General features: G+C 59.1%; 11 protein-coding genes and 1 pseudogene. 1 reads left to right on the top strand and 11 read right to left on the bottom strand.

Annotated features, from left to right (window positions below; translation table 11 throughout):
- Positions 1-305: 305 nt before the first annotated feature.
- The 4 genes and pseudogenes from PW789_RS01665 to PW789_RS01650 all read right to left on the bottom strand — a co-directional run.
- A complete protein-coding gene (locus tag PW789_RS01665) occupies positions 306-2,798 on the bottom strand; it encodes a hypothetical protein (RefSeq protein WP_299370585.1) in 2,493 nt (830 codons plus the stop codon).
- A 48-nt stretch (positions 2,799-2,846) separates the two neighbouring features.
- Complete coding sequence (locus tag PW789_RS01660; protein ID WP_299370583.1) at positions 2,847-3,662, bottom strand: amidohydrolase; 816 nt, start codon at positions 3,660-3,662, stop codon at positions 2,847-2,849.
- Positions 3,663-3,775: 113 nt separating this feature from the next.
- Positions 3,776-3,988, bottom strand: coding sequence for a cupin domain-containing protein (locus tag PW789_RS01655; RefSeq protein WP_299371593.1), 213 nt, complete (start codon positions 3,986-3,988; stop codon positions 3,776-3,778).
- A 34-nt stretch (positions 3,989-4,022) separates the two neighbouring features.
- A pseudogene (locus tag PW789_RS01650) lies at positions 4,023-4,283 on the bottom strand (cupin domain-containing protein); the annotation flags it as partial.
- A gap of 66 nt (positions 4,284-4,349) precedes the next feature.
- Here PW789_RS01650 and PW789_RS01645 point away from each other — a divergent pair.
- A complete protein-coding gene (locus PW789_RS01645; protein ID WP_299370581.1) occupies positions 4,350-5,657 on the top strand; it encodes an NCS2 family permease in 1,308 nt (435 codons plus the stop codon).
- Positions 5,658-5,706: 49 nt separating this feature from the next.
- Here the strand turns inward: PW789_RS01645 and PW789_RS01640 are convergent, their stop codons facing one another.
- The 7 genes from PW789_RS01640 to PW789_RS01610 all read right to left on the bottom strand — a co-directional run bounded on the left by PW789_RS01640 (position 5,707) and on the right by PW789_RS01610 (position 14,081).
- Positions 5,707-6,762, bottom strand: a complete 1,056-nt coding sequence (locus PW789_RS01640; RefSeq protein WP_299370579.1) for a DsbA family protein — start codon at positions 6,760-6,762, stop codon at positions 5,707-5,709.
- 51 nt (positions 6,763-6,813) lie between these two features.
- Complete coding sequence (locus PW789_RS01635) at positions 6,814-8,487, bottom strand: NAD+ synthase (protein ID WP_299370577.1); 1,674 nt, start codon at positions 8,485-8,487, stop codon at positions 6,814-6,816.
- A gap of 40 nt (positions 8,488-8,527) precedes the next feature.
- The gene (locus PW789_RS01630) at positions 8,528-10,039 is read right to left on the bottom strand and encodes a sugar transferase (RefSeq protein WP_299370575.1); all 1,512 of its coding nucleotides are present in this window, start codon (positions 10,037-10,039) and stop codon (positions 8,528-8,530) included.
- A gap of 343 nt (positions 10,040-10,382) precedes the next feature.
- Complete coding sequence (locus PW789_RS01625) at positions 10,383-11,411, bottom strand: ABC transporter ATP-binding protein (RefSeq protein ID WP_367182462.1); 1,029 nt, start codon at positions 11,409-11,411, stop codon at positions 10,383-10,385.
- 35 nt (positions 11,412-11,446) lie between these two features.
- Positions 11,447-12,121, bottom strand: coding sequence for a molybdenum cofactor guanylyltransferase (locus tag PW789_RS01620; protein WP_299370573.1), 675 nt, complete (start codon positions 12,119-12,121; stop codon positions 11,447-11,449).
- The gene (locus PW789_RS01615; protein ID WP_299370571.1) at positions 12,121-13,524 is read right to left on the bottom strand and encodes a dipeptidase; all 1,404 of its coding nucleotides are present in this window, start codon (positions 13,522-13,524) and stop codon (positions 12,121-12,123) included. The genes PW789_RS01620 and PW789_RS01615 overlap by 1 nt, the downstream gene beginning before the upstream one ends.
- Positions 13,525-13,613: 89 nt before the next feature.
- Complete coding sequence (locus PW789_RS01610) at positions 13,614-14,081, bottom strand: MarR family transcriptional regulator (RefSeq protein WP_299370569.1); 468 nt, start codon at positions 14,079-14,081, stop codon at positions 13,614-13,616.
- Positions 14,082-14,090: the final 9 nt, after the last annotated feature.

Below are 14,090 nucleotides of genomic sequence, written 5' to 3'. Positions count from 1 at the left end.
GTGAGAGCATTATCGCCAATGCGCTCATTGACACTGGAATAGTACCGATATGTCATAGTGCAAGTCGGCATATCGGAATTAATCGTCATCGTTGACGCAAGATTTTTCGCGCGGCCCGTGGCGGATGGAAATGTGGAAATCGCCAAGGAACAGCGATTCCACACATTTCCACCGCACGACGACTACTATTGATCTTGGACAGTTCTACTTTGTTCCCGCTGAGACAAATCAACTTTGCAGCAACATGATGTTCGGCGGCGTAGATTGGCAATCCCCACGTGCCTGTAATGAGTTCCCCACGCCAATCAATGAGTTGTCCAACGAAACACCGTCATCGAGTACGGTGGCAATGCATACGGTACCCCAGGATTGAAATTGCCCAGCGTTGAACCGCTGATCGCCACATTGGCCCTGGTCTCATTCGTGTCCGTAATCTGCTTCGATGTGAGCTGGCTCATCTCAACTTGCCCGCTCGGTGCTCCCGTCCCCGAAAAGCTGACCGGTAGACTTCCAGTACGGCTCAGGTTGAAGACGATCAAGCTGCGGTGCGTCCCATCCGTGAATGCAAACGATTGCAGGAGATGCGCCTCATCGAGCTCCGCGTCATCATTGGCGCTCTTTGGCTGGTGCCACGTCGGATTCGCTCCGTTGATCTTCGTCGTCAGCATGGTCGGCAGAATCGCCTGGTTGGCAAGCTGCTCCGCAAGAAACTGCGGCCGCCTCAGATTGGTCGCCCCACCGATGTCAACGACTGTACCGAACAACGGTGTCGTCTGATCCTGACCCGTAGCCGAGTTCTTCAAGGAATTCGAGTATCCGGTCAGCGCCCACACCGACTGCGTCTTCACGCCAAGATCGCGCATCATCAAAAGCATATGGTCAACCAGGGCCAATCCAGCTCCAAGCGACGGAATCGCCTTGTTGAAGCTCGCCTGGTCTGCTGATCCTCTGGTCGTGTGCAGATTGACCTCATAGACAACAACCTTTGCCGGCTTCTTTGCCTGGCCTGCAGCCTTCACCTGCTGTGCCATATATCCCTGCTGCGTGCTGTCGACCATCTCGGGCTGAGCGAACATCGGGCCAAAGATCGCTTCGTTGCTCGCCGCGTCGTTAAACAAAGTAAACAGGTATGGTGCCAGGGCGATACTGTCGTAGCCGTCGCTGTTGGAGAGCTCCTGCCCTGTCAGCCACGTGTTGACGGCCTGTCCTCCTATAACGAGGTCAAACTTGCCGGACTGATAGCTCGGTGAGCTTCGCGCTGCGAGAAAGATCTCCTTAGCCCGCTTACCGTAGGTCGGCCCGTCAGGGATGGAGGAGCCCGGAAAGATCGGAGCATTCCACTGCTCATTTCCCAGCTCCAGGTGTATGACCGGAAACACCGATGTCCACGGAGCCGTCTGGCCGCGTGCCGCACGCTTCGCGCCATAGGGGGTTGTCGAAGCTCCGCCTAGGTACTCGATCAGGTGGCGAGCCTCGTCCGGCGAGATTCCCGGTGGCATGTTGTAGTAGGGCTCGGCACCCACAACCTGGCACAGCTGCAGAAACTCATGCAGGCCAATTGCCAACTCTTCTGCCTGCTTGCCGCCGGTGCTTGCCCCTGCTCTCTGGCGAGCCATCGGAGGAGCGATCAGGTTGTCGATTGTGCTGCCCATGCTGGCTTCATCGTTATAGCGAAGCACTCCGGGATGCAGATCCTTGAGTGTTGCGACTACCTCATCGCGAAAGACCGTCGGATTGTCCTTCGACGTCGATGCCAGACTGACGTCGTCCAGCAGGATGCTGGCACCGGAGATATTGAACTTCAACGCCACGTTTCCTGGCTCGTCACCGGAATCGTTCGCATTGAAATCGAAGCTGTAATCGTTCCACTTGTTCGAGAGCTTGACCTCTTTCGAGAAGAACGTTGTGCCCTTCTTCGATTGTCGCCCCAGAGATAGATGGAGCTCATTATTTCCTTCAACGCCCTTGGCTCGAAACGTGAGCCGATACGCTCCATTGAGGCGAACAAAAGAATGGTCGGCGGAGGTATCGAAGTACGAATCGATCTCGGCGAAACGCCCTGGGCCATTCGCCGAGATCCTCAACGCCTGCTTCCCTTGCGTCGACGGTGAGAGGTCATTCGTCTCCGCGGAAAAGACGCCGCCGCCTGATGTATTCACCCACCACCCTGCCTCGGGTTCTCCCGGAATTGTCTTGCGCACGATCACGAAGTCGTCAACTGCCGGTGGATGCGATAAAGGAGCAAAGCCGATCGTCGCCCCCTGGTTTGAGATCTGCGCTTGCGCCGGAAGGCTCATCGTCACCTTGCCGGATTGCCCTGCTGCCGCACCGGAGATGAACTCGAAGTCCGCGCCCTGCATAAAATTCGCCGGCCACGCCCCCCACTGGTTCCAGTCCGTGCAGGTAATCTCCGTCACCGATTTACAGCGAAGGATGCTCTGCCAGATCTCGCCCTCGAACCCCGGGTTGCGATAGATCAGGTTCCGCATCACCTGGCCCGAGTCGTAGTAGTTCTGCGCCGGAAGATTGATGCCCAGACGCTTCACCTCGTTCTGAGCCACACTGCCGTCAATGACGATCGTCGTCGGCCCACTGCTGTTCTTCTGCTCCGTCGAGAAACTCTTCTGAGCCCCCGCATGATGGCATCCCACCGTTGCGAAGACAAACGCCAGTGCAGCTGCGGTCGTAACGGCATCGGACAGAAACGTAATGTCTCCCCGGGGCTTCCACTTGCAGATCTGGGAGACCGTGCTGTTTCTTTGGTGGCCAGTGAGTGAGGCAGACGAAAAGAGGGGCATACGCCTCCAGAGTACAGGCAGAAGAGATTCCGCGCGACAGACTCTTTATCAGACCGGCCACACGCGCTTGACCGTTCCCGACAAGATCCACTGCCTCTCGTCGGCATTTAGAAACGGTGTGTTGACGCTGTCCCGGTACAGGCGAACGCGGTCGGCATACGACACAAGCTCTGGCTTGATCGGCCAGTCCGTCCCCCACATCAGGCGATCGGCTCCAAACGCATCGCGAATCTTTGCCACCATCGCTCCGGCATCGGGGTACGGATACGGCCGATGCGAAAGCGACCACATGTGCGAGATCTTCACGAACACTCTCGGATAGCGCGCCATCGCCATGAGTGCTGCCAGACTCCCCGGGTCGTCGACGGGACAGTCCGCCATGTGATCGATCACCACGGTCAGCTCCGGATGCCTGTCGATCAGAGGCACAACACTCCCGAGCCTGCTGACCGGCAGCAGCAGCGTCATCGGCACCTTCAGCGAGGCGCATCGTCGCCACAGCGGCTCCATCAACGGGCCGCCAATCCAATCGCCGCGAGCATCTTCAGCTGGGCTCAGGCGAACACCATGACATCCGGCCTCCGTCCATCGGCTCAGATCGTCCGGCGCGGAAGGAGCCTCCGGATCGACCCGGCATACGCCTGCGAAGCGTCCGGGGTAGCGCCGCAGCACATCGACAAGATAGCGATTGTCCCACTTGTAATGGATCACCTGGATCAGCACCGTACGCTGGATGCCGTTATCGCTCATCTTCGACAGCAGCGCCTCTGCTGAGGCATCGATCTCCGGAACCGAAGCCCCCGGCGCGAAAGGAAAACTGCGGCTGTCGTTGCCCCAGACATGAACATGCGAGTCAATCGGCACTTGCACTCCGTCAAAACGAAGCGCCAATGCCCCAACTCCCGCTGCACAGAAATCCCGTCGCGTAAGCATGGCCCAGTGTATTCATTCGGCGTGGCCGATGAGAAATGCCTCGGCTAAAAATGCGTCAACGCAGCAATCTGCGTCGCATACTCCGGCCAGCGGGCCGTCAACTCCTCGCGGCCTGCACTCTGATAGTCCTCGTACTCGAACCCCGGAGATACCGTGCAGCCTAACAGCGCCCAGTTCCCTCCTGCCACAAGACGCGATCCCTGCCATACTCCTCCGCGGCACCACCACCTGCGGCCTATGCCCTTGAACCAGATCATTGCCAATGACGAGGATCTCCCCGCTGCCATCGGGCTTCAGTTGCAGCATTTCGACCGGGTCGCCCGCATAAAAGTGGAAGACCTCGTCCGAGATCAGGCAATGCATTTCGCTGAAGGTCCCGGGTTCCAGCAGATAATAAATCGCCGTCGAAGTGCGTCGTGCGCCATGATAACGGCTCTCGGCGAACGCACCTGCCGCCAGCATCTCATCCGCAGCATACGTCTGCACAAACCATCCGCCCTCACGCGGATGCGGCTCCAAACCGAGGAGCGCTTTGACCTCGTTCGCTGTCATCCTTCTTCCCTCGCGTATCCTGAAATTGACTCTCTCATTCTATTCAGGCGGACCAACCACACAGGGATGCGTTCACGACTCGAACACTACTTCGGTTTTGCGGAGCGAGGCACCAACTGGCGGACGGAGATTCTGGCCGGCTTCACGACCTTCATCACGATGGCGTACATCATCTTCGTGAACCCCGCCATCCTGAGCGAGACCGGCATGCCCATCGCCTCCGTCACCGCGGCAACGTGTCTTTGCGCGGCGTTCGGCAGCATCCTCATGGGAAGCATCGCCAACTATCCTCTTGCCTTGGCGCCCGGCATGGGATTGAACGCCTACTTCACCTACACCGTCGTCAAAGGCATGCACGTTCCCTGGCAGACCGCGCTCGGAGCCGTCTTTCTCTCCGGCGTCATCTTCCTGATCCTCACCTTCACCGGCATTCGCCAACTTCTCCTCAGCGCTATTCCGCATCAGCTTCATGCCGCGGTCGCCGGGGGCATCGGGCTCTTCATCGCCTTCATTGGATTCCGCAATGCGGGCATCATCGTTCCCAGTCCCGCTACCACCGTTGCTCTCGGGAACCTGCGCTCCCCTGCCACGGCTCTTGCCCTCTTCGGCCTCATCCTGATCGCCGTGCTGCAGGTCTTACGTGTACGTGCGGCGATGCTGATCGGCGTACTGGGGACGATGGCCGCAGGCATCGCTTTGCATCAGGTGCATTGGCAACCGACGCCCTATAGCCTGTCCGCTCTCCGGCAGACTGCATTCCACCTCGACATCCCCGGTGCCATTCACATCGGTGCAGCTGAGATCGTCTTCGTCTTCCTCTTCGTCGATCTCTTCGACAACATCGGTACGCTCGTCGCCGTCTCCAACCGGGCCGGTCTGACGACACCCGATCATCGCATCCCTCGTCTCAACCGCATCTTCCTTGCCGACGCTGCGTCCACCATCGTCGGTTCTCTCACTGGAACCAGCACCGTCACCAGCTACATCGAGTCCTCAGCCGGCGTCGCCGCAGGCGGACGCACCGGCGTCACCGCCATCGTAGTAGGCCTGCTGTTTATCGTGGCCTTATTCCTCGCGCCTCTGGTCGGAGCGATACCCAGCTTCGCCACCTCTCCTGCCCTGATCCTGGTCGGTGGCCTGATGCTTACCGGCCTCGGCCAGATCGAATGGACAGAACCGGCAATCGCCATCCCGGCCTTCCTCACCGTGACAACCATTCCGCTGACATGGTCCATCGCCGATGGCCTCAGCTTTGGCCTCACCAGCTACGCCGCGATCGAGCTGCTCACCGGCAAAGCAAAGCGATCCAGCTGGATGCTCTATCTGCTGGCGCTGCTCTTCCTGTTGCGCTTCTTCTATCTTCGCCACGGCTAAAAGAAAAAGCCCCGACGCATCGGGGCCTCTCTGTGAGTTGCGAAAGAGTCTATCTCACGCCCAGCGACGGAGCCGTACGCGGAGCGGTTGCTCCCGTGGTAACGCCATCCTCAACCGCCTGGTACGAGATGACGGTCTTCAGTGTCTCGTACGGAATTCCGTTGAGCGGCAGCAGGTGTCCATTCACCGACAGCATCGGAGTCTGCTCCACGGCAGCATCCTGTGCCAGCTTGATGGAGGCCTCGACCGCATTCTTCGCCTCCACCGTATTTGCGCAGGTGTCGATAGTCGCAGCATCGAGTCCGGCCTTTACGACGGCATCTTTCAGCGTCTTGTCGCCCATCTCCGGTGTGAGCGATGCCTGGTTATCGAATACGGCAGAAGCATACGGGAAGAACGCGTCATTCTTCTGCTTGGTTACACAATAGCCATAAGCCGCAGCCTTGAACGCAAACGGGTGAATATCCACCAGGGGAAAGCTCTGGAAGACGATGCGGGCATTTGGGAAGTCCTGTGCCAACCGGTCCATCGTCGCCTGCGCCTCCTTGCAATGCGGGCACTGCAGATCGGCAAACTCCACCAGCATCAGGTTCTTGCTGGCTGAGCCGCGGTACGCTCCGTCGGCGCGTTCCTGCAGCATCTTGCGCGTATCTTCAAACGGCTTGGCGCCAAAGCTGATGACGTTCGCTGCGTCTGCGATGGCATGCTTGCCGTCCGGTGTGACGAAGAAAGAGGTCGACGCAACCTTGCCGGTGGAGTTCTTATCCGTCACAAAGACCACAACCTTGCTCACGCCCGGGGCTGAAGTCGTCTGAATTGCCTCAACGCGCCAGATGCGATTCGGATCATATCCCCAGAGAGCTGTCAGAAAAGAGTTAACCGTATCCACCGTCGGCGTTGCGGCGTTAAAGAACTTCGGATTCACCGGCGGAAACGGATCGGTGTGTCGCGACGAGTCCAGGGTCTGCAGCTCCAGTGGCTTCGCTGCAGGCGCTGCAGGTGCCGCCTGAGCTGGCTTGGTCGCTGCACCGGTCTGCGCCAGAACATATGCAGGCGCACCCAGCACTGGAGCCAGTGCCATCGCAAAAATGAATGCTCTCTTCAAAAGTAACCTTCCTTTACTGCCGCCTCATGCCGGACGGATTGTTTCCTGTTATTAAACCTGAACCTTGACGGCAATGGGAAACCGGCGGCCCATCCCGAAGGACTTCTGCGTCACCTTGAGCACGGGAGCAGCCTGCTGACGCTTGTACTCGCTGCGTTCGACCAGCTTCAGCACCGAACGCACCAGTTCGAGATCGGCCTTGCACTCTGCCGCAATCTCTTCAGCGGACAAATATCGCTCAATGTACGCCGTAAGAATCGGATCGAGCACCTCGTAAGGCGGCAACGAATCCGTGTCGAGCTGCCCTGGCCGCAGCTCAGCCGAGGGCGGCTTCTCCAGCGTGTTGTGTGGAATCATCTCCTTCGTCCGATTGGCATAACGCGAGAGATCGTAGACGCGCGTCTTATAGACGTCGCCGATCACCGCCAGGGCGCCCACCATGTCGCCATACAGCGTGCAGTATCCCACCGCCATCTCGCTCTTGTTGCCGGTCGTCAGTACCAGTGCGCCAAACTTATTCGACAGTCCCATCAACAGCGTGCCGCGTATACGCGGCTGAAGATTCTCTTCCGCCAGGCCGAACGTGGTCCCTTGGAATAGAGGTGCCAGCACCTGCTGAAACTGCGAGAAGATGTCGTGGATCGGCAGCAGTTCGAATCGTATGCCGAGGTTCTTCGCCAGATCGCGGGCATCGTCAATCGATCCAAGCGAAGAGTACTCCGTTGGCATTCCAATGCCCACGACGTTCTCCGCTCCAAGCGCCTCCACGGCGATTGCCGCCACCAGCGCGGAGTCGATGCCTCCGCTTAGCCCGACGAGTGCCTTGCTGAAGCCGCACTTTCTCACATAGTCGCGCGTTCCAAGGACAAGTGCTTGCCATATCTCTGCTGTGTCGTTACACCCCAATGCAGTCGCAGGCTCTGCCTTCGTGATGTCGACCACCACCAGGTCTTCGGCAAAGCAGGCTCCACGCGCCAGCACCTTTCCTTCAGGCGAGATCAGAAGCGACGAACCATCAAAGATCAGGCTGTCATTGCCGCCGACCTGGTTCACCATCAGCACGTAGGCCTTATGTCTCTCGGCGATGGCCGCCAGCATCCTCTCGCGGACAACAGGCTTTCCCTGCCAGAATGGCGATGCAGAAAGATTGACGATGACCTTCGGCAGATCGCCGCCTGTCGTCTCCCCATTCCACTTCTGCATCAGCGTGTCGACTGGGTCAACGGGATACAGCTGTTGCGGCCAGAAATTTTTGTCGTTCCAGGCATCCTCGCAGATGGTCACCGCAATCGGCTGACCGTTCACTTCTGTCAGCGCTTGCGAGGTGGCCGGCTCAAAGTAGCGCTGTTCGTCGAAGACGTCGTAGAACGGCAGAAGCATCTTCTGCTGCGTAAAAGAACGCCGTCCGTCCTTCAGGAGGACAGCGACGTTCCGCACCTGCTTCCCGATATCGTTCTCTGTGGCCAGCACACAGCCAACCAGCAGTGCCGGACGTCCCGCCTCGGCCGTCCATGCCGCAATCTCGTCCAGGGCTTTGTCCGCACGCTGCAGAAAGGATTCTTTTTCAAGAAAGTCAGCAGGCGGGTAACCGCAGACACACAACTCCGGAAATACGGCCAGGTCTGCACCCTGCTCCCCTGCACGGGCCGCATATTCGAGAATCTTCTTCGTGTTGCCGGTGAAGTCTCCCACCGTGGGGTTGATCTGGGCAAGCGCTATCTTCACATCCCCAGTCTAATGCCAGCCGTTGGAATACGGAATCGGGTTAGCTTCCCGTTCCGCTGAAGACCACGCCCACGGTGCGAGCCAGAATCTTCAGGTCGAGCCAGAGACTCCAGTTCTCCACGTAAGCCGTATCGAGCGAAATATAGCTGTCGAACGATGGGTCCTGACGAGCTTCAACCTGCCACAGGCCCGTGATTCCGGGCAGCACATTCAGTCGGCGCAGATGCGTCAGGTCGTACTTCTCTACCTCGTGGGCGATCGGAGGACGAGGTCCAACCAGGCTCATGTCGCCGCGCAGCACGTTGTAAAACTGCGGCAGCTCATCCAGCGAGTACTTGCGCAGCCGTGCGCCGATCCGTGTAATGCGGGGATCGTTCACGATCTTGAAGAGAATGCCATCGCGCTCGTTCATATGCGCCAGCTGTTCCTTCAGCTTGTCCGCATTCTGCACCATCGTGCGGAACTTGTAGCAATGGAAGGTTCTTCCCTTCCGGCCCACACGTTGCGCGCGGTAGAAGATCGACCCCTCGGAGTCGAACCGGACCGCAATGGCGATCGCCAGCATGATCGGCGAAAGGACTGTCAGCGCAAGCGCCGAAAGCGCGATATCCAGCAGTCGCTTGATCAGGAAGGCGCCGATCTGGAAGTCACGGCGATGCAGCGGAATCGTCGGAAACTGCCCGATGTACTCTACCGGTGCATTCCAGGCGAGGCCGTCATACAGGTCAGGAACCACGCGCACATCGATGCCCGCCTGCCGCGCCTCTTCCACCATGCCGATGACAAGTTTCTTGTCGCCCGGAACAGAAAAGAAGATCTCGTCGACAAAGAGCGAACGTGCCAGCGAGAGGCAGTTGCGCACATCGCCGATCACATCGGCATCGCCGCTCTCAGCTTCGCGCTCTGTCAGAGCGACAAATCCCTTGAAGCGAAATCCCAGGTGCTCCAGCGAATCGAGATGATTGCGCAGCGCATGCGCCACGCGTCCCGCGCCGATGATCAGCACATTCCTGGTTTCGATACCCGCACGATAGCGGCGATAAACCACGCGGCGCCAGAAGGCGCGTCGCACGCAGAGCAGTACAGCGGTAAACAGCACCGTCAACATAACGACGGCACGAGAGATGGCCGCACCTTCAAAGAGATACAGGGCTCCACACAGCAGCAGGCCTGCCGTCAGGACTCCCTGAATCGTCATACGCTGTTCATGAAGGCCGCTGCGCAACTGAATCGGGCTGTAAAGCCCATACGAGCGCATGAAGAAGATGACGCAGATCGCGAACCAGCCGAGGAACAACATCAGGGCACGCGTCGTCACCTGGATGTGGTGAGGCATGATCGACCACAACGTAGACCCTGCCGGAACACTGAGATTTAACCGTAGCGCAATAAGGGCCGCAAGCAGAACCGTCATCAGGTCAAGCGAAGCCCATATCGAACTTGTTACAGAAGGACGCCGAAAGAAGCCAAATGTGGTTCGTGAATGATTTCCCCTGCCCGTGGTGCTGTGTCCCGAGACGATAACCTGTTGTAAATAATCTGGTGTCGCCATGAACGAATGCCTTTCAGCTTGCTAGTACCTTGAGGTTTAAACAGTCGGTAAGACGGCTGTAAACGGATACAGACCTTCCCCGAAGACTTTCAGTCGTTCAATATGCATCCAAGGTAAGATTCGAAAGGATATGCGCCGAACTCACCATTTCTCAGGCAGTTGCACCTACACGCATCTCAAGGATAACTGGCTCTTGGGATGGGATGCAACTGGAAATGGTCCAAATTGAACTACAAAATTTACTCATGAGATAACACCTAAGTGTGATTGGAAAGGTGCGCTGAGAGTTGCCAGCCGATCCGGAGCGAGTTGTTTTTTTTCCCGCGCCCTTTCACCTGCAAAATCAAAGACCTGGCATCACCAGCTCATCGAGAGCTAAAAATTCTTTCAAAATCGGGTCTTCACTTTTTTCCATTTCTTCCATCGTCCCGAAGAAATGAGCCCGCCCTCCATGTAAAAACACCACGCGGTCCGCAAGCTTTTTTGCAAAGCGCATATCGTGCGTGACGACGATGCTCGTCAAATGAAGCTGCTCCTTAAGCCGCTCAATCAAATCGCCCAGCAGATGCCCCATCAACGGATCGACCATCGTCGTCGGCTCGTCATACAGAATCGCCTCCGGCTGCGCCGCCAGCGCTCGCGCAATCGCGATCGATCGCTTCATCCCCGTCGAAAGATCCGATGGCAGCAGATTCTCCATACCCGCAACGCCCACCATCTCCAGAAGTCCCTTCACCACCTGCAGAATCTGCTCTTCGGTCATATCGCCGCGTTCGCGCAGGGGAAACGCAACATTCTCCCCCACCGTGATCGAATCAAAGAGTGCGCCGTTCTGGAAGACCATCGTCACCTTGCGGCGAACCATCTGCATCTCCGATTCCGTATAGCCCGCAATGTTGTCCCCTGCCACGCGGATCGTTCCTTTGTCCGGCTTGAGAAATCCCATCAACATCTGCAGCGACACCGATTTCCCCACGCCGCTCCGCCCCAGGATGCAGAGCGTCTCGCCCGGCATCACGCAGAAGCTCACGTCTTCCAGAACAACCAGCTTGCCGAAAGACTTCGACACATGCTCGAAGGAGATATACGACCCAGGCTTATCGCGAACGTCAGGAACGGCATCCGCGGCAGCCTCATTCTGCTGGGCCGCCCGCTCCATGAAATCTTCCACCACCGGCGTCAACTCGGCAGGCAGCTCAGCCGTCAGCGGAACATCCTCCGCTGCGATGTGCTTTGCCCGGTCGTCGGAGATGTGCGCAGAGCCTTCCGCGTCAGTCGATTGCACAACATTCCGCTTGTCCATCTCTGCGGCGCTCTTGGTCGTGCTCTCTGTCGTCTGCCCGACCGACGCGCCTGGTATCTCTTCCCTCATTGCCATGGCCTCACGTTATTGTTGCATCCCCCGGCTCAGGGAGCGAGCAGCTCAGTCGTCTCTTCCATCGCGGCAAAATCCTGCGGCGTATTCACATTCGCAAACCACAGCCGCCGCATCTCCCACTGCCGTTCTGTCACCTGCGACTCCAGCTCCGCGCCACCGCCATCGAGAAGCAGCAACACGTCTCCCGTAGCGGCTCCGCGCATCTCCGCCAGGTCTCTCCCCGCCTCCCGCAGCGCCGGGTACAGTCGCATGAGCGACTGATCGAGAGCCGCGGTGATGTAAGGCGCCACACTGCGATGCAGCAGGCACAACGCCGGTTGGGGAAAGCCCTCCGCCTCAAACAAGGCGACCGCCGCCTGCTCCCGTCTGAGCGTGCTCTCGATCAGCCACCGCAGCAGTCCGGTCGGCACCAGCGGCATATCCACCGCAAGAAACAAACCCCAATCCGTCGTCATCGCCTGCAAGGCAGCTTCAACGCCGCCAAGCGGACCGCAGCCCGCGCGAAGATCGACGACCAGCTCTCCATATCGTGCAAGCTCCGCCGTATCGCTCAGGATGCATACACGCTCCGTAACCGCCGAAAGCTTCGCCGCCGCCCACGCCGCAAGCGGCCGGCCACCGGCTTCAAGCAGCGCCTTGTCGCGCCCCATCCGCGAGCTCTTTCCTCCCGCGAGTACGAAGCCCGTGACGCGGCTCTCTGCCATCAGGCTCCCACGCTGGCAAAGAAGCGAATCAGCGATTCGATGCCGCGATGAAAGTTGGCCAGGTGAAACTTTTCATTCGGAGCATGCAGGTTATCGTCCGGCAGGCCGAAGCCCATCATCAGCGTCGGAATCTTCAGCTCGCGAACGAAGTCTCCCACAATCGGGATCGAACCACCGCCGCGAACAAACACCGTCTCCTTGCCGAAGACCTCGTGCATCGCCTCCGTCGCCGCTTTCACGTAAGGGTTGTCGGTCGAGACGACGATCGGATCACCCGAATGGATCAGCCTCACCTCAACCTCAACCCCCTTCGGCACAATCGACCCCACAAAGGCCTTATAGGCGGCGAAGCTCTCCGCCGGCGTCTGATCCGGCACCAGCCGCATGCTCACCTTCGCAACCGCCTTCGCCGGAATCACCGTCTTGGCTCCAGCTCCAATAAAGCCGCCGGGCATGCCATGAACATCCAGCGTCGGCCGAGCCCAGGTCCGCTCCAGCACGCTGTACTCTGCTTCGCCCGTCAGCTCCCGCGAGCCCACCTCGGTCTTCCGATAGTGCTCCTCGTCAAAAGGAAGCGCCTTCCACGCCTTCAGCTCATCCGCCGTCGGCGCGGCAACCTTGTCGTAAAAGCCCGGAATCTGCACTCGGCCCTGCTCGTCCTTCAGCTTGCTGATGATCTGTGCCAGCGCGACAAAGGGATTCGGCGCCGCGCCTCCGTACATACCGGAGTGCAGGTCGGTCTTCGCTCCGCGCACCTCGATCTCCGTGTAGATCATGCCGCGCAGCCCCACGCACAACGTCGGCAGCTCCGGCGCGAACATCTCTGTATCGCTCACCACGGCCACATCTGCCTTCAACTGGTCGCCATGCTCGCGAACGAAGCTGGCAATTCCCTCTCCGCCGACCTCTTCCTCGCCCTCGACAATCACGCGCACGTTAACCGGCAGCTTGCCGCCATTGGCCGCAAACAGCGACTCCAGCGCCTTCACATGCATCCACATCTGCCCCTTATCGTCGACCGCGCCCCGCGCATACAGGTTGCCGTCTCTCTCTGTCGGCTCAAAGGGAGGCGTCACCCACTCCTCCAGCGGCTCCGCAGGCTGCACGTCGTAGTGGCCGTAGCAAAGCACCGTGACCGCGTCCTTCCCTGCCTTCAGCCAGTCGGCATACACCAGCGGATGTCCACCCGGATGCTGCGCGGACGCGGTCTCAATCAGATGCACATTCTCCATCCCGATCCGCGATAGCTCCTCCGCGACAAACTGCGCCGCAAGCCGCACATCCCCCGCATGCTCCGGCGAAGTGGAGATCGAAGGGATGCGGAGAAGTGCCTTCAATTCCTCCACAAACCGCGCGCCATTCTCACGCGCAAACGCAACCGCTCCTGACTCCGATGCCTGCATAGCCTCATACCCCTCTGGCTGCCGGCTGTGTAGCTTCCGGGCAGCAACCTACCAAGTATAAGCAAGCAGCCGCGTCTTCGCGGAGCGTTCTAGGCCGTCTCTCCCAGGTTGGTCAGGCAGCGTTGCAGCAGCGCATTCAGCGCGGCCATCTCCCTCTCGCTGATGCCCTGCCACATCCTCTCCTGGATCCCCGCGGAAAGGCCATCGACCACCTTGGTCTGCCGCCGTCCTGCCGCCGTCAGATGCGCCGTCAGGATGCGGTCGTTGGTCTGCTCCTTACCGCGCACAATCCATCCAGCGGCCTCCAGCTGCGCAAGAACCGTCTGCACGCTCTGCGGTGTGATGTAGCAGCTTCGCGCCAGCTCCGCGCCCGAACTGCCCGGCGTGTTGCGGATCGCCAGCAGAAGCTGAATCTGAGCCACCGTCACGCCGCGCGGCTTCAGCTCCTCTTCCACCTGCAGGCGAAACTGCATCAGGATGCGTTTCATCCCGACAACCGTCTGCTTCATCAGGGCCCGTCGTGAGTTCGAATTCGCTTTCTTTTTCGGGACAGACATATCAGTCTC

The organism is Edaphobacter sp. (genome assembly GCF_028283685.1).
In the GTDB taxonomy this organism is placed as follows: Bacteria; Acidobacteriota; Terriglobia; order Terriglobales; family Acidobacteriaceae; genus Edaphobacter.
Note: the sequence above shows the minus strand (reverse complement) of the source record. Positions and strands in the feature narration are given on the sequence as shown.